General features: G+C 59.8%; 25 protein-coding genes. 11 read left to right on the top strand and 14 right to left on the bottom strand.

Going from position 1 to position 20,467, the window contains the following annotated elements; all coding sequences use genetic code 11:
• Together IIC71_05235 and IIC71_05230 are read left to right on the top strand one after the other, a co-directional pair.
• Positions 1–198 (top strand): hypothetical protein, encoded by a 198-nt coding sequence (locus IIC71_05235; protein MCH7668595.1) that lies wholly within the window; start codon positions 1–3, stop codon positions 196–198.
• Positions 195–602, top strand: coding sequence for a hypothetical protein (locus IIC71_05230; GenBank protein ID MCH7668594.1), 408 nt, complete (start codon positions 195–197; stop codon positions 600–602). Before IIC71_05235 ends, IIC71_05230 begins: the two co-directional genes overlap by 4 nt.
• Before the next feature lie 29 nt (positions 603–631).
• Here IIC71_05230 and IIC71_05225 read toward each other — a convergent pair whose 3' ends face one another.
• From IIC71_05225 to IIC71_05215, 3 genes are read right to left on the bottom strand one after another with little or no spacing between them, the layout of a single operon-like run.
• Positions 632–1,402: an SDR family oxidoreductase gene (locus IIC71_05225; protein ID MCH7668593.1), complete on the bottom strand. Its 771-nt coding sequence runs from the start codon at positions 1,400–1,402 to the stop codon at positions 632–634.
• A gap of 31 nt (positions 1,403–1,433) precedes the next feature.
• Positions 1,434–2,645, bottom strand: a complete 1,212-nt coding sequence (locus tag IIC71_05220; protein MCH7668592.1) for a HAMP domain-containing histidine kinase — start codon at positions 2,643–2,645, stop codon at positions 1,434–1,436.
• Positions 2,642–3,337 (bottom strand): response regulator transcription factor, encoded by a 696-nt coding sequence (locus IIC71_05215; protein MCH7668591.1) that lies wholly within the window; start codon positions 3,335–3,337, stop codon positions 2,642–2,644. The genes IIC71_05220 and IIC71_05215 overlap by 4 nt, the downstream gene beginning before the upstream one ends.
• A 149-nt stretch (positions 3,338–3,486) precedes the next feature.
• Between IIC71_05215 and IIC71_05210 the strand changes: the two genes are divergently transcribed.
• Together IIC71_05210 and IIC71_05205 are read left to right on the top strand one after the other, a co-directional pair.
• Positions 3,487–3,999, top strand: coding sequence for a universal stress protein (locus tag IIC71_05210; protein MCH7668590.1), 513 nt, complete (start codon positions 3,487–3,489; stop codon positions 3,997–3,999).
• Positions 3,996–4,889, top strand: a complete 894-nt coding sequence (locus IIC71_05205) for an alpha/beta fold hydrolase (protein MCH7668589.1) — start codon at positions 3,996–3,998, stop codon at positions 4,887–4,889. The genes IIC71_05210 and IIC71_05205 overlap by 4 nt, the downstream gene beginning before the upstream one ends.
• Here the strand turns inward: IIC71_05205 and IIC71_05200 are convergent.
• Genes IIC71_05200 through IIC71_05185 form a run of 4 tightly spaced genes read right to left on the bottom strand, consistent with a single transcriptional unit; the run spans position 4,886 to position 7,224 of the window.
• Complete coding sequence (locus tag IIC71_05200) at positions 4,886–5,428, bottom strand: NUDIX hydrolase (protein ID MCH7668588.1); 543 nt, start codon at positions 5,426–5,428, stop codon at positions 4,886–4,888. The genes IIC71_05205 and IIC71_05200 overlap by 4 nt on opposite strands.
• Positions 5,425–5,892: a hypothetical protein gene (locus IIC71_05195; GenBank protein MCH7668587.1), complete on the bottom strand. Its 468-nt coding sequence runs from the start codon at positions 5,890–5,892 to the stop codon at positions 5,425–5,427. Before IIC71_05195 ends, IIC71_05200 begins: the two co-directional genes overlap by 4 nt.
• Positions 5,889–6,506, bottom strand: a complete 618-nt coding sequence (locus IIC71_05190) for a hypothetical protein (GenBank protein MCH7668586.1) — start codon at positions 6,504–6,506, stop codon at positions 5,889–5,891. The genes IIC71_05195 and IIC71_05190 overlap by 4 nt, the downstream gene beginning before the upstream one ends.
• Positions 6,507–6,543: 37 nt before the next feature.
• Entirely contained in the window at positions 6,544–7,224 is a 681-nt protein-coding gene (locus tag IIC71_05185) for a hypothetical protein (protein MCH7668585.1), read from the bottom strand.
• Positions 7,225–7,380: 156 nt separating this feature from the next.
• Between IIC71_05185 and IIC71_05180 the strand changes: the two genes are divergently transcribed.
• From IIC71_05180 to IIC71_05165, 4 genes are all read left to right on the top strand, one after another.
• Positions 7,381–8,145 (top strand): lipoate--protein ligase family protein, encoded by a 765-nt coding sequence (locus tag IIC71_05180; protein MCH7668584.1) that lies wholly within the window; start codon positions 7,381–7,383, stop codon positions 8,143–8,145.
• Positions 8,146–8,324: 179 nt separating this feature from the next.
• Positions 8,325–8,759, top strand: a complete 435-nt coding sequence (aroQ, locus tag IIC71_05175; GenBank protein MCH7668583.1) for a type II 3-dehydroquinate dehydratase — start codon at positions 8,325–8,327, stop codon at positions 8,757–8,759.
• Positions 8,740–9,570, top strand: a complete 831-nt coding sequence (locus IIC71_05170; protein MCH7668582.1) for an alpha/beta hydrolase — start codon at positions 8,740–8,742, stop codon at positions 9,568–9,570. Before aroQ ends, IIC71_05170 begins: the two co-directional genes overlap by 20 nt.
• Complete coding sequence (locus IIC71_05165) at positions 9,570–10,712, top strand: aminotransferase class V-fold PLP-dependent enzyme (protein MCH7668581.1); 1,143 nt, start codon at positions 9,570–9,572, stop codon at positions 10,710–10,712. Before IIC71_05170 ends, IIC71_05165 begins: the two co-directional genes overlap by 1 nt.
• Positions 10,713–10,727: 15 nt before the next feature.
• Here the strand turns inward: IIC71_05165 and IIC71_05160 are convergent, their stop codons facing one another.
• Positions 10,728–11,927 (bottom strand): pyridoxal phosphate-dependent aminotransferase, encoded by a 1,200-nt coding sequence (locus tag IIC71_05160; protein ID MCH7668580.1) that lies wholly within the window; start codon positions 11,925–11,927, stop codon positions 10,728–10,730.
• A gap of 76 nt (positions 11,928–12,003) precedes the next feature.
• On the opposite strand from IIC71_05160, the gene IIC71_05155 reads away from it, so the two are divergent.
• Positions 12,004–13,125: a phosphoserine transaminase gene (locus IIC71_05155; protein ID MCH7668579.1), complete on the top strand. Its 1,122-nt coding sequence runs from the start codon at positions 12,004–12,006 to the stop codon at positions 13,123–13,125.
• Positions 13,122–13,634, top strand: coding sequence for a histidine phosphatase family protein (locus IIC71_05150; protein ID MCH7668578.1), 513 nt, complete (start codon positions 13,122–13,124; stop codon positions 13,632–13,634). Before IIC71_05155 ends, IIC71_05150 begins: the two co-directional genes overlap by 4 nt.
• 66 nt (positions 13,635–13,700) lie before the next feature.
• Here IIC71_05150 and IIC71_05145 read toward each other — a convergent pair whose 3' ends face one another.
• From IIC71_05145 to IIC71_05120, 6 genes are all read right to left on the bottom strand, one after another.
• Entirely contained in the window at positions 13,701–17,003 is a 3,303-nt protein-coding gene (locus tag IIC71_05145; protein ID MCH7668577.1) for an error-prone DNA polymerase, read from the bottom strand.
• Positions 17,004–17,141: 138 nt separating this feature from the next.
• Complete coding sequence (locus tag IIC71_05140) at positions 17,142–17,471, bottom strand: type II toxin-antitoxin system PemK/MazF family toxin (protein MCH7668576.1); 330 nt, start codon at positions 17,469–17,471, stop codon at positions 17,142–17,144.
• A complete protein-coding gene (locus IIC71_05135) occupies positions 17,468–17,704 on the bottom strand; it encodes an antitoxin MazE5 (GenBank protein MCH7668575.1) in 237 nt (78 codons plus the stop codon). The genes IIC71_05140 and IIC71_05135 overlap by 4 nt, the downstream gene beginning before the upstream one ends.
• Before the next feature lie 338 nt (positions 17,705–18,042).
• Positions 18,043–18,192, bottom strand: coding sequence for a hypothetical protein (locus IIC71_05130; GenBank protein MCH7668574.1), 150 nt, complete (start codon positions 18,190–18,192; stop codon positions 18,043–18,045).
• A gap of 264 nt (positions 18,193–18,456) precedes the next feature.
• A complete protein-coding gene (locus tag IIC71_05125; protein ID MCH7668573.1) occupies positions 18,457–19,077 on the bottom strand; it encodes a CBS domain-containing protein in 621 nt (206 codons plus the stop codon).
• Positions 19,078–19,106: 29 nt separating this feature from the next.
• Positions 19,107–19,796 (bottom strand): response regulator transcription factor, encoded by a 690-nt coding sequence (locus IIC71_05120; protein ID MCH7668572.1) that lies wholly within the window; start codon positions 19,794–19,796, stop codon positions 19,107–19,109.
• A 101-nt stretch (positions 19,797–19,897) separates the two neighbouring features.
• Between IIC71_05120 and IIC71_05115 the strand changes: the two genes are divergently transcribed.
• Positions 19,898–20,467 (top strand): GAF domain-containing protein (locus tag IIC71_05115; GenBank protein MCH7668571.1); only part of this gene is annotated, 570 nt, incomplete at its 3' end.

Here is a 20,467-nt window from a genome sequence, read left to right as displayed (position 1 = left end):
ATGATGGTTGTACCGGACGCTGATCCGCGACAGGTAGTTTCAGCATTGGTCAAGTGGGTACAGGGACGCAGCCACGCCGTCGGCAAGGTCAACGGACTCACACCAGCCGAATCGTCGATCGGCCCCGCCTTACGTGACGCCGGTTTTGCGCCTGGCTACCGTGGGTGGACACTTCGACCCGATCGAGGACACCCATGAGCACATCAATCGACGAAGCTCTTGCCTTCGCTCGCGATCTCACTTCCAAACTCCGCACCATGACCAACGACGACCCCGACCGGGCCGCGCTAGTGGACGAGCTCGACGACTACCGGAAAGAGATCCGACTCGCGGCCGATCGCGGCCGTAGCGTTGCCGCGCTGACCATCGACCTCGAACACATCGACCGACGCCTATCCGAATTGGATAGCCAACGAATAAAAGCCCCATTTGCCGCCACTTCCTTCAGTGTTCAAGACCCAGAGGCGTACTCGCTGCCCATAAACAAGGCGATCGACGAAAACAATGCAGACACGATTGCGAAGCTCAACGAACGACAGAAAGAGCTCAAGACAGCCCTTGAGTTCATGATTGACGCACAAGAAAAGGATTCATGGGCGTAACCGTCGCCGATGAGTGGTAGCACCGCGTCCTACGGGGCGAGGCCGGGGTTCCCGACCGCACCGCTTGCACCACCGTCAACGGGCAAAGTCACACCGGTTATCCATGACGCCGCATCTGACATGAGAAATAGCGCAGCGTTGGCGACATCCTCGGGTTCACCGATGCGACCGAGCGGATGGGCAGCGGCTGTCCGCTCCTCAATCCCATCCCACAACGCCGCCGCAAGACGGGTGCGCACCACCGACGGTGCGAGGGCATTGACACGCACATTGGGAGCCATCTCTTGCGCCATTTGGCGCGTCATGTGGATCACAGCGGCCTTTGAAACGTTATAGGCGCCGAGCATCTCTCCGACCGTCAACCCCCCGACAGAAGCAATGTTGAGAATGACACCGCCGTGGTCTTTCATCCAACCGGCCCATGCGGCCCGTGCGAATAGCAACGGTCCGAGCTGGTTCACCGACCACGTCTTACCGACCGCGCCGAGATCCACGGTCATCATCGGACCCGCCGCGGGGTTCGTACCGGCGTTGTTGACAAGAATGTCACAGCTTCCAAACGCCTCGATGCATGCAGACACGGCCGACTCTGCCGCGTCAACGTCGTCTGCCGGCGCTACGACAGAGACCACTCGGTCGTCCGCAAGACGAACCTTCGCTTCGTCGAGATTCGCCGATCTACGTGACGTGATTAGAACGCCTTTCGCCCCGGCCTCGAGCGACGCCGCCGCGATGGCCTCTCCGATCCCCCGACTGGCACCCGTCACGAGTACTGCCTTGTCGTCCAGTCTGATCTCCACGGTGTGACGCCCTCTCTCGAAAGACGCCAGCCTACGACGAAGACACCGTTGGCGCGCTGCTCGAGATCGGCAAGCTGAAGTCGACACGCCCGCCCGGACCGGGAAATGCCTGGATTATTCCCCCGTGCCCTTCGACGAGACCGCGGGCAATCGCAAGGCCAAGACCTGCCCCGCCAGAGTCACGGTGCCGTGCCGGATCGACCATTGAGAACGAATCGAAGGCCTGCTCCACGAACAGAGCGGGAAACCCCGGACCGCTATCGCGCACAGATACCACCGCTGTGTCGCCGACTCTTACGCCAGAGAGGGTCACCGACCCACCATCACCCGCATATCGAATTGCGTTGTCGACGAGGTTGCGCAACACACGACGAAGTGCGGCGTCATCAGCCGCAATCGGGAGTGCCTCAGGGTGCGGAACCGAGAGCGTCACGCCAGAAGAAGCCGCTGTTGGGTGGAGTGCGTCGACCGTTTCGTCGATGAGTTCGCCGAGATCGGTGGGATGGAACTTCATGACATACCGTCCAGCCTCGATCGTTGACAACGTGAACAGATCCTCAACCATGTGTCGCAACGCATCGACATCGCTCCGCATCGAGCGCAAATAGCGGGCAGGATCGCGTGCGACGCCGTCTTCAAGTGCCTCCACTGCTGCCTGCAGAGCCGCCAAGGGTGTTCGCAGGTCATGCCCGATGGCGGCGAGGAATTCGCGCCGTTCGGTTTCTAGCGCGAGACGCTCGCGGTCAACATCAGCGAGTTTGGCAACCATCGAGTCAAAGGCCGCTGCGGTCCGACCAAGTTCGTCAGGCCGGACGACGCCGGTCGTTGTGCTGAGGTCACCACTCGCGACACGGCGGGCGGCTTGTTCCATCCGCCGCAAGTCTTCAGCCAACGGTCGCGCAACGGTGACCGCCAGGGTGATCCCGAGCGAGAGACCGAACGCAAGGACAACGAACAGCAACTGCAAGTCGTGTACTTCGATAAACATCAACCGTGCCGTGACGGCGGCGGCTGCGACGACGATGGCGGTCGAGGCGACCGCAAGCACAACGATCTCGGTCCGCAGCGATCCGAGGCGGCGTGAGAATCGCAGAACTACGCCACACAGCAGGGCCGTCAAGATAGCCAATGGGACGAACATCTGAAGAAGGTGCACGCGCTCGGCGGCCGTGGGCGACATCGTGAACTCGAACACCAACATCGATCCGGCGACGGACGCAACAAGTGCGGCGACGAGTTTCACGGCTCAAACCTATAACCGACGCCCCATACCGTGGTGAGCCACCGCGGAGCCTCAGGATCGGATTCGATCTTGCGTCGGAGGCGCCGAATGTGCACCGTCACGGTCGATGGATCCTGGTAGTCGGGTGATGACGCCCACACATCCTCAAGCAGATCGCCGCGGGTAAACACCTTCTTCGGGGAGGCAGCGAGATGGGCGAGCAGCTCAAACTCCTTCGGTGTGAGGTCGACGAGTTCGCCGCGAACGGTCACCTCGCGCGACTCCTCGTCGATTATGAGGCCATCGAACTCAAGACGCATCGGTTCGCTAACCGGACTCGAACGGCGCAACACCGAGCGAACCCGGGCCGCGAGTTCGCGTGGCGAGAACGGTTTGGTGACGTAATCGTCCGCCCCTAACTCAAGACCCATAACGCGGTCAGGTTCTTCGGTTCGTGCGGTCAGCAAAATCACCGGTACGTCAGACACGGCCCTGAGCTTTGCAAGGATCTGCAAGCCGTCAACAGCCGGCAACATCACGTCAAGAACGACAAGGTCGGGTGATGACGTTGCAAGGTAGGCGAGGGCCTTCGCACCGTCAGCCTCGACGTGAACATCAAAGCCATCCCGTTCGAGGTAGGCGGTAACTACCTCGCGAACCATCGGCTCGTCATCGACCACAAGGATCTTTTGCCGGTGGTTCATAGTCAGGATCATATGTCATGGAAACACGGACGGCGACTTCCCGGTACCCAACACGGAGTGTGTTCACATACTGTTCAGAAGTCACTCCGCACGGGCAAACGAAGCCAAGGTGTTCGATTTTGCGTACATAGGCGTTCGGCGCGCTATAACATCGCACTATGCATGTGCTAATTGCGACAACTGGAGCCCTATCTCCTGAGCTGGCAGTGAGGTTTGCGGCCAGACTCGTCGGCGACGACGGCCGTGTGACCGTCACGACAATCGTCGAAGTGCCCCGCTCGTTCTTGGACGAGATTCGCGGGGATTCGTGGCATCCGCTCGACGAAAGCTCGGATCGGACGCTGGTCACTGCGGACGAGGCAACCATCGCGCTCTACCTTGAAGAACGCGGCACCCGCCTCACCGAGCCGGTGGTGCAGGGTTTGCGGTCAGCGGGCCTTGACGCGGAGACTGAGTTCACCGAGGGTGAAGATCCTGTCCTTGCAATCTCTGATCTTGCAGCGAGGATCGGGGCGGACGTCGTCATGCTGGGTGCCACCCGGCAGCTTTTCGACCAAACCGCGTGGGAGAGCGTGTCGGCGCGCATCATGATCGAATCAGGGAAGCCAGTACTGGTCCTTCCGTCCGAGGCAAAGAACCACCAACCTGACGATCGAGAGGAAATCGAATGAGTCACCGCGAATGGGAAACGCTGCGAACACCTGACTCGGCGTTTGCATCACTCCCCGACTTCGACTTCGAACCGCATTACGTCGAACACGAAGGTATGCGTCTTCACTACCTCGACGAGGGTGAAGGTACGCCAATCGTGCTCTTTCATGGGGAACCAACCTGGTGCTTCCTATACCGCAATGTGATACCCACACTGGTCGCTGCCGGGTACCGTGTGGTGGCCCCCGACTATCCCGGTTTCGGACGCTCTGACAAACCGACCGACCCAGACTTCTACACCTACGAGCGTCACATTGAGTACGTCGAGGCGATTCTTCAACCCCTCGGCCTTCACGCCGGAACCGCCGTCGTACAGGACTGGGGCGGGCCGATCGGACTACGTCTGGCTGTGGAACATCGCGACTGGTTTTCGAGCCTGGTTGTCATGAACACGGGTCTATTCACCGGGGCACCGCTGTCGGAGGCGTTCATGTCGTGGCGGAATTTCGTGGCAAGGACTCCCGACCTGCCAATCCGGTTCCTCATGGAACGCTCGATGGTCGCGGCGTGGGACGACTCTGTCCTTGCTGGCTACGAAGCCCCGTTTCCCGATGCGACCTACAAAGTCGGTGCCCACCGGTTTCCGCTCATCGTGGCTCAGACACCCACCGATCCGGGCGCCGCCGCGATGCGCGCTGTGGCGGATGCCCTCGCTAGCTGGCACGATCCCGCCCTCGTAATGTTTTCCACCGAAGATCCGATATTCAACGCAGACGTGGCGCGACAAATGGCCGCCTTGATCCCCGGCGCTGGGGATCCGCAATTCATCCGAGACGCCGGACATTTCCTCCAAGAGGACCAGAGTGATGCGGTGAGCGCAGGCATCACCGAGTTCCTGGAGTCGATTTAGCTTTCTTCCTCGGCGAAGACCGCGTCGAGGATTACTGCCACGATAGGCACGAACGCGTTGCGGTTCCTAGCTAGTAGGGCCGCTACCTCACGCCGTGACATCCAAGTGGGGTCCGACGTTTCGCCCTCCAGCGGCCGCGGCGAGCCATGCGTCTCTACGCGGAGGACGGTCACGTGCAGCGGAAATGCGCCACCATGCCCGGTGATAACGAGATCCGGTGCAAGCAACTCGAATCGGCCGAGATCACCCGAGATCTCGTGAGACCCGAACACCGACACCACGGTCATACCTGTCTCCTCGTTCACCTCGCGCCGTACCACTGTCGCGGCGCTCTCCCCCGCCGTCCAGCGGCCACCGGGCAGCTCCCACCGGCCAAATGCGCTCTCGCCAGGTTTGGCGCGTTTTTGAAGGAAAATGGTTCCGTCTGATCGCTCGATCAGAGCACTGACCAACGGTATGACCACGGGCTCGCCGCCGACCGACGGCACGTCTACATCGAGCGGACCATCGGGGCCGTTGATTGTGATGCTGACTGTCACGGCAACACGATCTGGAACACGTCGCCGCAGTAGCCACCCACACCGTGGCGGGCCACGCCGATCAGAGTCGTCGTCCCTGGCGGTATTTCCACCCCGCTGAGCGATCGCGTAAACGGTTGTTCGTTGATATGGGCGTGAACGAGAACCCGGGTCGCGATTACATCGCCGGCGGAAGTACGGAGTTCCCATTGATCTGCGTACTCCGTAGCACCTACATCGTCAGACAGAACGGTTAACGCAAACGTCCACGTGTCGCCCTGCCGACTCATTTCGACATCGATCACGGAGGCACACAGATCACCTGCCGACAGGGTCGTTGTCGGAACGGCCGATGTCGTACTCGACGTCTCGGTCCGCAACGTGACGGCCGATGTCGTACTCGGAAATTCAGAAGACGGTGATGGCGCGGCCGTACACGCTGCGAGTACAACAGCAAACGCGACGACCACGAGTCTCCACCTCATTCTGCGTCCGAGAAGCATTCAAGAGTCTGCTCAATGCCCTCGTCTTGAGCGACCGTTTGGAGCGCGGAGCACACGCCACGCAGAGTCTCGGTGGCTTTAGCGAAGCTGGAATTTTCGACGACCACCGCCAGGTCGTCGATCGTCGAAACCTGACGTACTTGCTCCATCGTGTCAGGAAGCGCGCTTAGCGCTCGCTGCGTCGCATCGATCAAGGCGTCGTGCCCGGCGCGCATGTCTTGCGGAGGATCGGTCGTCTGGAGAGCTTCGAGAAAGTCACGCAACGGCTGCGTCGACGCGTCGAGCCACACGATGGTCTTGGAAATCGCAATCTCTGTGAGGTCTTTCACAAATGCCGCTAGCTCGCTGCGATCTTCGAGGTCGTGTTCGAGGCGCAGGGTGTCAATTGAGGTGTTGAGATCCGCCTTGTACGTCGCGCCGAGGTCGTCCATGGCCTGGTCGAGTGTTGCAGTGGACTCACCGACACGGTCGAAATACGCACTCGTGGTGAGTGCTGATCCTGAACACGCGGCGGCGACCACGGCGAGTCCGAGAAGCAGCGCCCATCGACGGCGGCCAGACCCCCGCTGAGACTTCTTCGGTGTGTCGGCGCTCATGCTCTTGATCGTACTGTGCTCCAATGCCGACGTTGCGTTACGGGAGCTGGCTGGCGAGTGGCCGGGAGCTTTCCGCAGTTTCGCGACAAGCAGTTTCGGATATCGGAATCGGGCAAAACAATTCGTAACGATACGTGCCGACAACCCACGTCATCACGAACCCGAGATCGGTTTGCTCTGGGCGAATCTCCCCCTCGACCAGCGTGGTTCCGCCGCTCGACCCTACCCGCAAGATCCCGCGCCGCCCCTCTTCGGACGTGTATGGGTCAACGGACCACAGGCCAAACGCAGCCGAAACGTCAGCATCGAGCGTCGCTGACGCCAGGTCGAACACCAGTTGACTGGTGACCCATGTCACATCCTCTGGCACTGCGGTCGGGAAGAAGATGCCCGGCACGGCAGCCGCGATCTCCGCTCTGCTTGCCTGCACAAATCTCGTCTCATCCGTTCGACGCTGCCACACCTTGGCAATCACAAAGTCGGCGGAGCCGGTATTCGAATCAGAAAGCGTATCGTTCAACCAGGCTACGGACCTAGTAGATACCAACTTCCCGCCTCCCGCCGGTACGATCACGGTCGGCGCGTTGGTGCTGGTGGTCGGTAACGAGTCTCCAAAAACGAAGTCCTTTGACCGATCTCCTGCGGTATCAAGCAGGCCGGCGTCGCCACAAGCGGCGAACAAAACAGACAAGGCCGTCAATACCACGAGTCGCTTCAAGCTGATTCCTTACTAACAACGATGCACCCCGTTCACACGAGCCGCGTTTCGTGTTCAATAGTGCGGTGTCGCGCACTATCGAACACCAAAGGCGAGAACGGCGGCATTGACATTACAACGAATCTGACGGTTTATAAGGTTCCCTAACCTGGCACTATGGATCGAACCATTTCTCTCATTACGACCCCCTCGTCGCGCGAACCTGGCCTCGACGCTGCGGTCGGGCGGGTGCTACTCAGACGGGCGTCCCAGGCCCGCAGTGGTGAGACTTTTTGGTTGCGGGTCCCACAACGCATCGTCGCTTTCGGGAAACGTGACCGGCTCGAAACGGGGTATGCCCGTGCGATCAACGCCGCACGCGAACTGGGATTCGGCTCCATCGAGCGTCTCGCCGGTGGTCGAGCGGCTGTGTTCCATGCCGGCACGCTCGCATTTGGATGGACCATCCCCTGCGATTACCCGCCAGACGGCATCAAAGACCGCTTTGCGATGGTCGATGCGCTGCTCGCTAACGCGTTTCGAAACCTCGGAGTCGTTGACGTCAGAGTCGGCGAGGTGACCGGTGAGTACTGCCCAGGTGAGCACTCGATCAACGTTGCCGGGACTCACAAGGTGATGGGGGTTGGCCAACGGCTCACCAAACACGCTGCTCACATCGGTGGCGTGATCGTTGTCACCGACTCCGCATCGGTCAAGGAAGTACTGATGCCCGTGTATGCCCATCTCGGCCTCGACTGGCAGCCGGAAACCACCGGGGCCCTTGAGGATTTTCTACCGGGCGTCACAACCGACGATGTTCATGCGGCGGTCATCACCGAGCTGTCGTTGCTCGCCGATCTAGTCAGCACTTCTTTGCCGGCGGGGACGTCGGCAGAAGCTGAGACGCTGAGGCTCGACCACATCCCTGACGTGGAGATATGAAGGTTTCGAACCGCCGCAAGCTACTGCAGCATCGGGCAATCAGCGTGGGCCCTCCAAGATGGCGGCACCGAATATGCATGAGTGACCGGTTCACCCCGAGTCAATGGAGGGCATCGTGACATTTTCTTGAGAACGCGAAAATCGGCTACGCTGCCGGATCAGAACGAACGAGGTCGACGATGCGCATCTTGGTGATCAACGGGCCGAATCTGAACCTGCTAGGGTCCCGACGCCCCGACGTGTACGGCTCGATCACTCTCGCCGAACTTGAGGTCGACCTCATCGAAGCCGGTGAGAAGCTTGGGGCCGAGGTGGTGTGTTTCCAATCAAACCACGAAGGGGCGCTCATCGATGCCCTCCACGATGCCATCGGTCGTTATGACGGCGTTGTCGTCAATTTCGGCGCCCTAAGTCACACTTCTCGCGCCCTCCAGGATGCAATCGAAGCGATCGAACTTCCAACGGTCGAAGTCCACATCTCAGACATCTACGAGCGTGAGGAGTGGCGCGCAACCTCTTTCACTGCGCAAGCGTGTGTTCACTCGATCGTCGGGCAAGGGGTGCCCGGTTACAGACAAGCTGTCGAGTACCTGCTTGCCAACCACAGCGGCTGACCCATCGATGACCGAACACGCCTACGATCTCTCGATCCCACACCCGAATATTCCACAATTGATCGAGGTGATGGACGCCGAGGCGTCGGCATTCAGGGCTGCTCACCCGCCGCAGTTTTCCCCGGTTGGAACGTTGGGTCGCGCAATTGACATCTTCATCCCCGAAGGACAAGTCAAGGGCGCGGTTGCGATGGTCCACGGTGGGTACTGGGTTCGGGGCGCACCAACGAACATCAGTCACCTCGCAGCCGGTGCTCTCGCGTGCGACGTCGCTGTTGGATTTGTCCCCTATGGGTTATGTCCCGAATTCTCGATCGGCGACGCCATCGATCACACGATTGACGCCGCCAACATCATCGCTGACACGCTCGGTTACCCGGTGGCAATGTTCGGCCACTCGGCTGGTGGCCACCTCGCGGCATCGGTCGTCTCGGAAGGCGTATCAACCGATGCGGTCCTCTTGAGCGGGCTATACGATCTCTCACCCATCACGAAGATTCCGTTAAATGAGACGCTCGGTATGACTGAAGACGATGCCCTCCGGTGGAGTCCGTCAAGAAAACCACCGATGGGCCCGACCGCAGTCGCCGCGTTCGTGGGATCAGAAGAACCGAGTGGTTTCCTCGACCAACAGCAGATCCTCGCCGAGAAATGGGGTGCTGCCTGCGGACTCACGACCGAAGTGCTCGCCGGCGGTGACCATTTCAGCGCGCTCGCAACACTCACCGCGCCCGATTCGGCGCTCACGGCAGCGCTTGTAACCGCAGCGATCAACGCAGTGACTCGACCGACCCTGCGAAGCACGTCCTGATGCTGGCCCATAGATTCACACGTGCCCTCGCCGCTGAGGGACACCACATGGCCGCCCACTCGCATCATCTGTGGCCCGACGTCACCGGTGAGGCGCACGACCAATACTGGGGCGACTCGATCGAGATGGCCGATAACAAATGGGGTCACATCCTCGGAACTGTCCTCCCAGAGGCACAGCGTCACATAGCCGGTCATCTTCGTCTGCCCGATCCGACAACGATCGCCTTTGCGCCAAATACCCACGAGTTCATCGTGCGCATCGCTTCAAGCCTGCCACACGGGTTCGCGCTGCTGACCACCGATGCCGAGTTTCATTCGATGAACCGACAGGCCACCCGATGGGCAGAGGCGGGTGTTGCCAAGGTCCATACAGTCCCCGCCGAACCGTTTGAATCATTCGCACAACGATGGAGCGAAGCCGCGGCGGCGACCCGGCCCGATCTGATGTTTGTCAGCCATGTGTTTTTCAACTCCGGTCACATCAACGACGATCTTCGTACCCTCGTCGACGCGGCACCAACCGGCGAAACGATTGTCGTGATCGATGGATACCACGGTTTCATGGCCATCCCGACTGACCTGTCAGACATCGCCGACCGGGCGTTCTACCTTGCCGGTGGATACAAGTACGCAATGGCGGGTGAAGGAGCGTGTTTTCTGCACAGCCCTCCCGGGTTGATTGAACGCCCGGTGATGACGGGCTGGTACGCCGGGTTCGGCTCGCTTGCCGACACGCAACATGGTGTTGGTTACGCAACGGACGGCTCGAGAATGTTCGGGTCCACGTTTGACCCTTCGGGTTTGTACCGCCTCAACGCTGTGATGCGCATGCTGTCAGACGAGGGGGTCACGGTTGCTGACATGCTGGCGCACTCGCAACAACTCCAACGGAGATTCGTGACAGGCCTTGCAGGTATCGAGACTCCGCTTGACCCGTCACAACTATTGCCCGCTTGGCCCGGCGTCCGCGCACGATTCCTGACCTTTTCGCTGCCCAATGCCCAGCGCCTCCACGAGGTCTACCGCACCCGTGGGCTCATCACCGACGTCCGCTCAGACCGACTCCGATTCGGTTTCGGTGTCTATCAAGACGACCAGCACATCGACACAGCACTAGAGCTCATGGACGGCGTTGCTTAAGGACAGTTCGGTCTACTACGAGTCCGAGCGAGAGAACTGCTGGAACCGATGGAGGCCTTCTTCGAGGTCTTTGTCTCCGAGCGCAAAGCTGAAACGTAGATACCCGGGGGCGCCAAAGGCCTCGCCAGGGACAACGGCAATCTGGGCATCTTCCAACAAGCGGGCTGCCAGGTCAAGCGTTGTCGAGATTTCCATTCTGTTCAGGAGTTCCTTTACCCGCGGGAACGCATAGAACGCACCGGCGGGCTCGAGGCATTCGACACCTTCGATATCTCGAAGCATGCGCGTCATGGTGAGACGGCGGCGGTCGAACGCGGTTCGCATCTCGGTGACGGCGTCGAGCGACCCGCTGACCGCGGCGAGCGCAGCCCGCTGGCTGACGTTGGCGACGTTGGACGTCGCGTGGCTGACCTGCGTGCCCGCAGCCTTGGCGACGTGGGATGGGGCAATAAGCCACCCAACCCGCCAACCAGTCATGGCATATGTCTTAGCGACCCCGTTCACGACAACACTTCGATCTGCCATCTCGGGCACGACCACTGGGAGCGAGTGGAACTCACTGTCGCCGTACACGAGGTGTTCATAGATCTCGTCGGTCATCACCCAGATGTCGTGTTCAAGCGCCCACTCCCCGATCGCAACAATCTCGTCGCGGGTGTAGACGGCGCCAGTGGGGTTCGATGGCGAGACGAAGATCAGCATCTTGGTGCGTTCAGTGCGTGCTGCCTCGAGCTGTTCGACGGTGACCTTGAACCCGCTGCCGAGATCGGATGCGACATCGACCGGCACACCGCCGGCTAGTTTCACCGACTCGGGGTATGTCACCCAGTACGGAGATGGAAGCAGCACCTCGTCACCATCGTCGAGTAGCGCCTGACAAGTAACATAGACGGCGTACTTGCCTCCGTTTGTGATGATGACCTGGTCGGGTCGCACGTCGTACCCTGAGTCGCGCAACGTCTTCGCAGCGACTGCCTCTCGAAGCGCCGGCAATCCTGCTGCTGGCGAGTATTTGTGATTCACAGGGTCGCGAGCTGCCGCAACGGCGGCCTCGACGATGTCAGCGGGCGTTGCAAAATCGGGTTCGCCGGCACCAAAGCCAATCACGTCGAGGCCTTCAGCTCGCAGCTGCCTTGCCTTGGCCGTGATCGCGAGCGTTACAGACTCGGTGATTGCGAGAACCCGTTTCGAAAGACCTGATTCTGCACGCGTCATGGTGGATTAATCTCCTGGCGAACGGGCCGATGCGGCCCGCGTTTGTGTGACGCCGCCACCCTACCGAATTTTGAGCATGCAACAACTTCCCGACATTGTGATCCCCACCGATCTCATCCCACAGGACGGCCGCCTCGGCTCCGGGCCATCGCTGATCAGGGGCCCGGCGCTGGACTCTCTCGCCACTGAGGGAAGTGCCGTTCTCGGAACATCGCACCGGCAACCCCCTGTCAAACGGCTTGTCGGGTCAATCCGCAGCAGGCTCGCGGACCTTTACAACCTCCCCGGCGGGTACGAGGTAATCCTTGGTATCGGTGGCGCGACATCGTTTTGGGATGCAGCGGTCGTCGGTCTCATTCACAACAAGAGCCAACACGTGGTCTGCGGAGAGTTCTCCAGCAAGTTCTTCGCCGCTGCCGCTGCGGCGCCACATCTTGACGAGCCTGCGGTCATCGAGGTTGCTCCTGGTCAGGGGGCACCACCACAAGCGGACGCCTCGGTCGACACGTACTGTCTGATACACAACGAGACGTCGACCGGTGTCATGTGTCCACTTGTGCGACCAGAAGGTGGCGGCATCACTGTGGTTGACGGGACATCCGCAGCAGGGGCGATTCCGTTCGACACTGAAGCGGTGGATGTCTACTACTTCTCACCACAAAAGGCGTTTGGCTCAGAAGGGGGTCTGTGGCTTGCCCTGTGCTCCCCGAGTGCGATCGAGCGGATCTCGGATCTCGCTGACACTGGCCGCTGGATCCCGGCGTCGCTGTCACTCAAAACAGCGATCGACAACTCGCGTAAGGATCAGACGTACAACACGCCCGCGATCTCGACGCTTTGGTTACTTAACGAGCAACTCCGGTGGATGCTCAACAACGGTGGACTCACATGGGCTGCGGAACGCTCCCTGACGTCGTCGGGAACCCTGTACTCCTGGGCCGATTCGCACGATCTTGTCACGCCGTTCGTTGAACCGGCGTTCCGCTCACCGACCGTCGTCACGCTCGATATCGACGACCGCATCGACGCGGACGACATCGTTGCTATCTGTCGGGCCAATGGGATTCTCGATATCGGTGGCTACCGAAAACTCGGACGCAACCAGCTTCGTATCGCTTGTTTCCCCGGCATCGAGCCGGCAGACATCGAACGCACCACGCAGGCGCTCGACTACGTGATGGAACGGCTGGTGTCATGAAACGGCTGATCGTTATGCGACACGCGAAGTCAGATTGGGAGACCAATACTCCAGATCATGAGAGGCCGCTCAACCGACGCGGTTTTCGCTCGGCGCGCATCATGGGTGTTGCGCTCGCAAAGATGGGGCAGGCGCCACAACATGTCATTACGTCGTCGGCGACGAGGGCCAGAACCACGACCGAAGTTGCGGCTTCGGTCGGCTCGTGGGACGCATCGATCACAATCTCCGACGAATTGTACGGTGCAACGGTTTATACCGCACTCGCTGTGATCGCCACCGCGCCAACCGAAGTAGACACCCTCATGGTCGTTGGCCACCAGCCCACCTGGGGCCAACTTGTGTTCCTGCTCACCGGCGGTGCCGTACAAGTCAAGACTGCAACCGCAGTCGGAATTGATCTAGCTATCAATCGTTGGACCGATGCCCCGCAGGCCCGCGGCTCCGTCACGTTCGTTCTGCACCCAAGACTGTTCACAGCCGGAAACTTCCGCCTCCCCGGCATCTAATTTCGGATTCTGGCGCTAAATACGACCGTATACGGTCGGAGAAAGCGCCAGAATCCAGAGTGTGGGTTATCGGAAGTCGCGGCTTCGGGGTACTGCAGCCTCCAGCGGCCATTCGGTGAAATGTTGGGCTACCAAATTCGTCACCCCATCGCGATATTCGAGCCGCCCCTCAATCACGACACCGATCGACTTGCGGGCGACCTCATAATTCGCATCCCACACCGGTGGCAACACAACAACATTCAGCAGCCCTGTCTCGTCTTCGAGGTTGATAAACCGCACCCCGGCTGCGGTTGACGGGCGCTGCCGGTGAGTGATCATGCCACCAACCTTGACGACCTTCTGGTTGCGGCGCTGGTTCAGCGTGGTTTCAACAGTGAGGCAGCCAATATTCTTGAGCCGGTCCCTGATGAAGGCCACAGGGTGATACGGCGAAATCCCGGTCGACCAAAGATCGGCCTGCATCTCCTCAACCGGGTTCATGGGTTTCAGCTTCGGGGCTTCGACTCCTTCGATCAAAGCCAGCTTGTCCGGCCCCAGACGACCGAGCGCCCCGGCTGCCCAAATGGCCTCACGGCGCTCAACCCCAAGCGACACCATGGCACCCGATGCAGCGAGCGCTTCGAGCGCCGACTCGTTGAGACCGGTGCGTTGGGCAAGGTCCTCCGGTGAGGCAAACGGCCCGCCAATAATCCGTGCAGCCTCAACCCTGGTGATCTCGGCATCCCCCAGGTTCTTGACGTACCGCAACCCGATTCGTAAAGCACTGGCGAGCCGAATCGGGTCGTCGAGCGCCCCTCTTCCCCGCCGCCACGACATCCCCAAATACTGCGCAATATCGTCCGTTTCGGCGTGAAAGGGCTCGACGGTGCAATCGAACCATGACTCGTTCACATCGGGTGGCAACATGACCACACCGTGATGCATGGCATCCTGCATCAGCGAGTTTGGTGAGTAGAACCCCATCGGCTGAGCATTCAACAGACCCATAAAGAACTCGGTCGGCCAGTGGTACTTCAACCACGACGCCGCATACACAATATACGCAAAGGACACTGAGTGACTCTCGGGGAAACCGAACGATGCAAACCCCTGAAGCTTCTCCCAGATTTCGTCGGCACTCGCACCGGTAATCCCGTTGGCCGTCATCCCCTCGTACACCTCGTCACGGAGTTTCTCCATTGCTTCGTCGGACCGCTTGTGTGTCATTGCCTGGCGTAACCTGTCGGATTGGCCCGGTGTGAACCCGGCACACACTCTGACGATCTCCATCAACTGCTCTTGGAACACGGGGACACCCAGGGTTTTGCGAAGGATCGGCTCTGTCTTTGGGTGGGGATACCGCACGGGTTCCTCACCGTTGCGGCGGCGCAGAAACGGGTGCACCGAGTTGCCTTGGATCGGACCTGGCCTGATCAATGCCACCTCAATGGCAAGGTCATAGAAGGTACGCGGTTTCATCTTTGGCAGGGTTGCCATCTGGGCACGAGATTCGATCTGGAAAATACCGACGGTATCCGCCTTGGTCAACATGTCGTAAATAACCGGTTCCTGGGGGATGGTTGCCAAATCAATGTCGACACCGTGGACGTCGCGAATCGCATCAACCGTGAGATGCAAAGCGTTGAGCGCACCAAGGGAGAGCAGGTCAAACTTCACGATCCCCATCGCGGCGCAGTCGTCCTTGTCCCACTGGAGTACGGTACGGTCCTCCATGCGCCCCCACTCCATCGGCACCATCTCCCACAGCGGACGGTGCGCAACCACCATCCCCCCAGAGTGGATGCCGAGATGGCGAGGAAACCCGTCGAGCCGTTTGCAGAAGTCGTAAATGAAATCAGCAGTCAATCCCTCGGGGAGATCCACCACGTCACGTAACTCCTTGGCGCTGCGATGGTCGAGATACCTGGTGAGACCGTTCACCTGTGCCTGGGTGAGACCAAACGACTTACCAACGTCCTGAAGCACGGACTTGGCGCGGTAGGTGATCACGTTCGACACCATTGCGGCGCGTTCACGACCGTACCGCTGGTAGCAGTACTGGATCACTTCCTCGCGGCGATCGGCTTCAAAGTCAATGTCGATGTCAGGCGGGCGACCCCGTTCTGATGAGAGGAACCGTTCGAACGGCAGATTGAGTCGAATCGGGTCAACACGGGTGAGGCCGATGCACCGGCAGATCGCTGCATCGGCACCCGAACCACGGATCTGGCAGTAGATATCCTTGGAGCGGGCGAACCGCACGATGTCCCATGCAACGAGAAAAAAACCTGCAAATCCGAGCTCTTCGATAACACCAAGTTCATGCTCCATCCGTTGCATCGCATTCGGGGCGATACCACCGTCGAGACCTGGATACACCTCCTTGGCACCCTCCATCACAAGGTGACGGAGGTATTCGTCCTCCGTGGTGAACGATCCCGGCATCGGAAAATCGGGGAGTTCGGGGGCAATCAGCGTGAGGTCGAATGCCAGGTCGCGCCCCAGGTCGGCGGCTCGTTCAACTGCCCCCGGATAGCGGGCAAACCGGGCAACCATCTCCTCGGGTGAACGAAGATAACGCAGGTCGCTTGCCGTGCGATACCCGTCAGCCTCGTCGAGGTTGCGGCGCCCTCCAATAGCCGAGAGAACGTCGGCGATCTTGGCCTCGGATCGATAGCCGTAGTGCACATTGTTTGTCGCAACCGTTGCAAGGCCAAGTCGGAGCGCCACTTCGGCGAGGATCTCGTTGCGGATGTCGTCCTCCGGCATACCGTGGTGCGACAGTTCAATGTACAACCGGTCGTCGAAGATGCCTTTGAGAATCTGCGCTGCCCGAACGGCCCCGACGATATCACCCCGCTGTGCCGCTCTGGGGACCGCACCGTCGTGGCAGCCGGTAAGCGCGACAAGATTGCCGTGTCGCGCAGCGGACTCGAGGTCTGAGAATGTGTACCTTGGTTCATCTTTCTTCCCGTTGAACTGCCCCTGGGTGACAAAACGGGAGATCGCAACATACCCGTCGGGGTCGGGGGCGAGCAGAATTAGATGATCGGTTGGAGCCTTGGACGTCGGTTTAGAACCATGCATCCGTTTGTTACGACCACGGCGCCGAAACGGGATCTCCTTGGGGTGGCGCTTCGTTTTTGGTTTGCGGGGCTGCTCATCCCGGTTGCGTGGGAGACCGATCTCCGTGCCGTACACAATCGGAAGCCCGATCTGCACAGCGGCGGCGTGCATCTTGACAACTCCACGAAACCCGTCGTGGTCGGTGATGGCCAAGGACTCATAACCCAGTTCTGCGGCGCGATGCACCAACTCGGCCGGGTGGGAAGCCCCGTCAAGAAACGAGAAATTCGTATGACAATGCAGTTCCGCATACCGTGCCATCCGAACAGCCTAGTCGAACGTATGTTCGGTGTTGCCGGTAGCGAGGGCATACCAGACCTCGCTACCGCCTCATCACCCACCACCGGCAGCGACGGACAAGGGCCAGCCTTCATCTGACGAAACAGAAACCAGACCGTCTCAGGGTTGGCAGTCCACAGCAATAGCTAGAGCTGCACAAACCTCGCGCATCCGGTCGCTACCGAGACGGCCGAGCCGATCTGTGAGAGTACCGACAGCGACACTTTCTAGGGAGTCCAGATTCACCGCAGATCGCAGCGGAATCGGATCCTCACCTGGCTCGAGCACAACTTCACTCGGAAGCCCACGAATGTTTGTAGTGCAAGGGGCGATCATGGCACGTCGAAGTCTCGGAATTGCCGCATCCCGTGACAGCACGACAACTGGGCGACGAGCTATATCCGGAAGGTCGCACCACCAGATTTCGCCGCGTTGCGGAAGGCCCTTCACGACCCGGCCGCAGCATCACGAAACGAAACGAGATCGCCCCACTCGTCTGCCTGATCGAGCGGTTGCCGATCATAGGCGGCGTAAGCGGCGTCGATCTGAGTCGCCCGGTGCACCGCGAGCAACGCCGCAAGTGCTTCGTCAAGCAATGCCGCATCATTCAACCCCAACCGGAGTTCCCGCGCGTCACTCAGCAACTCTTCATCCACTGTCGTACTCACTCGTATCCTTGCCATGGCATAACTATGCCACATTTATGCCATATCGACAAGAGGCGCGTCGGCCAAGATGCAACATCCCTGGGCGCCATCGGCGCGCGACCCAGCGGTAGGCTGCCACATGGATCACCGCCTCGACCATCCTCTCTTCGAACGTGTCAGGGAGCTTCAACTGCTAGCCGGAACGTGGGTGATTTTTGGGTCGGGACCGATGATTGCTCGGGGGATCATCCCGCTTGAGAATGATCTCGATATCATTTGCCTACCCGAGACCTGGGATCGGGCGAGACGGTTCGGGAAGCTCTCATTTCTCGAGACGGAGGGCGTGTACATCATCTCCATTGAAGACGGCACCATCACGCTCGGTACTGGGCGGGGCGTACGGCGATGTCGACGCCCCCGATCTCATATCCCGGGCGAACATGATCGACGGCCTCCCGTTCGCCCCGCCCGACACCGTGGTGACCTAGAAGAACATCGTCTCTCGCCCCAATGATTCTGCTCATCTCGAAATCATCCGAAAGTATCTCACCGGCAGCAGCGGGTGATAGCCGCAGACGGGTCGGGTGGACCGATTCCACGTGCGGCGGCGCCAGAATGCTCCGCGTCGCTTCGGCTCGTCCCAACGTACGCTTGGTCATTTTGCCCGTGACCCACCTCCAAGAGATCCAGCGAGCCGAATTGGACCCAGAACACCTCCGCCATAGGGTGCCGCCGCGGGACACCCGGCGAACCTCTGGGAGTCCCACCTACCCACTGTGGTGAGATCGTTACACGATCGATTCGCCGTGTCGCCATTCAACGTTGATGTCAGCAACAACGACACCCTCAATGCGTAAGGTCAGTTCTTCTAACAGTTGCGCGTCACTTCGCGTGTCAACTCGCCCGGCCACTGACACGACACCTTCAACGACCGAAACGTCAAGCTCATCCGGATCAATCATGAGAATACGTTTGATAACATCTTGCCTGACCGCGTCTTCAATGACTTCGTCTGGTCGTGCGTAAGCCCCAACGATATCGGCCCGTGAGATTATGCCGATCAGCGCGCCGTCACTTGACACGACAGGAAGGCGCTTAACGCGGCGATCGTTCATGACCTGTGCCGCATCGGCGATCCGAGCGTCACTCGTGATAACAACAGGCGTAGCAGTCATCATATCGCGCACGATGTCAATGCGTTTCCGAGACTTACCGGTACCGAAAAAGCGATGTTGTTGAACAACGCTACGCGCGGCTATCTGAACAACGAAGTCCGCCTCGGTCACGATACCGATGACGTTGTTATCGCTGTCAACAACAGGGAGCCCGCTAACACCTTTGGCAATCATAATCCGAGCGGCTGCCTTTGATGGCTCGTCGGGGCCGATCGTCAGGACATTCGTGGTCATTACATCAAGTACTGGCGGGTGTCATCCTCTTAGGGCTGCTCTTCGCCCCACGTTTCGGTGGGGTAGCGAACTTGGGATCCCACAGAGAGGCGGGCAGCGTATGCTGCTGCCTCGCTGCGACGGCTCATCCCAAGTTTGGAGAGCATGTTTGATACATAGTTCTTTACCGTCTTCTCAGCGAGGAACATCTGTTTGGCGATCTGCTTGTTCGTCATCCCCGCAGCGATAAGATCGAGAGTGCGCCGCTCCTGAGGAGAGAGCCGCGCCAGCAGCGGGTCAGAATTGCCGCCGCGAATTCTTGTGAACAGTCGCTCGGTCATTATTGGGTCGAGGAGAGACTCTCCTGCAGCAACACGCTGGATACTCTCCGCTAACTCATCAGCACGGATCCGTTTCAGAACGTATCCGGAAGCCCCTGCTTGGATTGCGCCGACAAGCGCCTCTTCATCCGCGTAGGAGGTCAGTATCAGAACTTTGACGTCGGGCCATCTCTTGCGGATTTCTCGGCAGGCATCGATACCTGATCCGTCGGGAAGCCGGACGTCCATTACGACGACTTCGGGAGAGTCATAACCGACCCGGCGGACCGCTTCGACCACCGAACCCGCCTCTGACACAACATCGAATCCGCCCGCCGCTTCGAGAAGTGCACGTAACCCCTTGCGCACCACCTCATGGTCGTCTACAAGTAGCACCCGAACTGGCGGTTTCTCTGTCATGGGTTCAGGCTACTCCCTGCGTTGCCAAATCCCACAGGGCCAAATGCCCCTAGGGCAAACACCGATGGGGGCCCCAGGAACAAGCGGAGTATCCTGTACCCATGCCACAGGAATTCCTCCGCCAGGAAAAGTTTTTCAACCTCGTCAGGGGCGCCGCCGCTGCAATGTCGCATACTGATCTTACGGAGCTATTACGCCAGGTCATCGAAACAGGGATGCAAGTTTCGGGTGCGAAGTACGGTGCCCTCGGCGTCATCGGACGCGACGGGGCACTCATTGAGTTCCTCCAAATCGGGGTAAGTCCCAAGGTAGCCGACAAGATCGGGAAACCCCCATCCGGGGTGGGGGTCCTGGGAACCATCACGCGCACCGCGAAAACAGTCAGGATTGCCAACATCAGCGAGCACCCGGACAGCTCTGGTTGGCCCGCTGACCATCCTCCCATGCAAGCGTTCCTCGGAGTTCCGATCCGTGCCGGCAGCCAAGTCTTCGGGAACTTGTACCTCACCGAGAAGGACGGCGGCTTCACGGAAGAAGACCAAGTACTCGTCGAAGGACTCGCCGTGATCGCTGGATCCGCCGTCAACACATCGCGCATGCAGCGACGCATCCGTCACCTTGCCCTCATCGAAGATCGCGAGCGGATCGCCCGCGACATCCACGACTCAATA

It is taken from the genome of Acidobacteriota bacterium (assembly GCA_022562055.1).
GTDB lineage: Bacteria > Actinomycetota > Acidimicrobiia > Spongiisociales > UBA5794 > BMS3BBIN02.
The sequence above is the reverse complement of the archived record's forward strand: the minus strand, read 5'-3'. Positions and strand labels throughout refer to the sequence as shown.

What these genes read in the sequence shown, in the direction of transcription:
- IIC71_05235 (MCH7668595.1), top strand. Translation starts at nt 1, where the DNA reads ATGATGGTTGTACCGGACGCTGATCCGCGACAGGTAGTTTCAGCATTG.
- IIC71_05230 (MCH7668594.1), top strand. Translation starts at nt 195, where the DNA reads ATGAGCACATCAATCGACGAAGCTCTTGCCTTCGCTCGCGATCTCACT.
- IIC71_05210 (MCH7668590.1), top strand. Translation starts at nt 3,487, where the DNA reads ATGCATGTGCTAATTGCGACAACTGGAGCCCTATCTCCTGAGCTGGCA.
- IIC71_05205 (MCH7668589.1), top strand. Translation starts at nt 3,996, where the DNA reads ATGAGTCACCGCGAATGGGAAACGCTGCGAACACCTGACTCGGCGTTT.
- IIC71_05195 (MCH7668587.1), bottom strand. Translation starts at nt 5,892, where the DNA reads ATGAGGTGGAGACTCGTGGTCGTCGCGTTTGCTGTTGTACTCGCAGCG.
- IIC71_05190 (MCH7668586.1), bottom strand. Translation starts at nt 6,506, where the DNA reads ATGAGCGCCGACACACCGAAGAAGTCTCAGCGGGGGTCTGGCCGCCGT.
- IIC71_05180 (MCH7668584.1), top strand. Translation starts at nt 7,381, where the DNA reads ATGGATCGAACCATTTCTCTCATTACGACCCCCTCGTCGCGCGAACCT.
- aroQ (MCH7668583.1), top strand. Translation starts at nt 8,325, where the DNA reads ATGCGCATCTTGGTGATCAACGGGCCGAATCTGAACCTGCTAGGGTCC.
- IIC71_05165 (MCH7668581.1), top strand. Translation starts at nt 9,570, where the DNA reads ATGCTGGCCCATAGATTCACACGTGCCCTCGCCGCTGAGGGACACCAC.
- IIC71_05160 (MCH7668580.1), bottom strand. Translation starts at nt 11,927, where the DNA reads ATGACGCGTGCAGAATCAGGTCTTTCGAAACGGGTTCTCGCAATCACC.
- IIC71_05155 (MCH7668579.1), top strand. Translation starts at nt 12,004, where the DNA reads ATGCAACAACTTCCCGACATTGTGATCCCCACCGATCTCATCCCACAG.
- IIC71_05150 (MCH7668578.1), top strand. Translation starts at nt 13,122, where the DNA reads ATGAAACGGCTGATCGTTATGCGACACGCGAAGTCAGATTGGGAGACC.
- IIC71_05145 (MCH7668577.1), bottom strand. Translation starts at nt 17,003, where the DNA reads ATGGCACGGTATGCGGAACTGCATTGTCATACGAATTTCTCGTTTCTT.
- IIC71_05135 (MCH7668575.1), bottom strand. Translation starts at nt 17,704, where the DNA reads ATGGCAAGGATACGAGTGAGTACGACAGTGGATGAAGAGTTGCTGAGT.
- IIC71_05130 (MCH7668574.1), bottom strand. Translation starts at nt 18,192, where the DNA reads ATGAGCAGAATCATTGGGGCGAGAGACGATGTTCTTCTAGGTCACCAC.
- IIC71_05125 (MCH7668573.1), bottom strand. Translation starts at nt 19,077, where the DNA reads ATGACCACGAATGTCCTGACGATCGGCCCCGACGAGCCATCAAAGGCA.
- IIC71_05120 (MCH7668572.1), bottom strand. Translation starts at nt 19,796, where the DNA reads ATGACAGAGAAACCGCCAGTTCGGGTGCTACTTGTAGACGACCATGAG.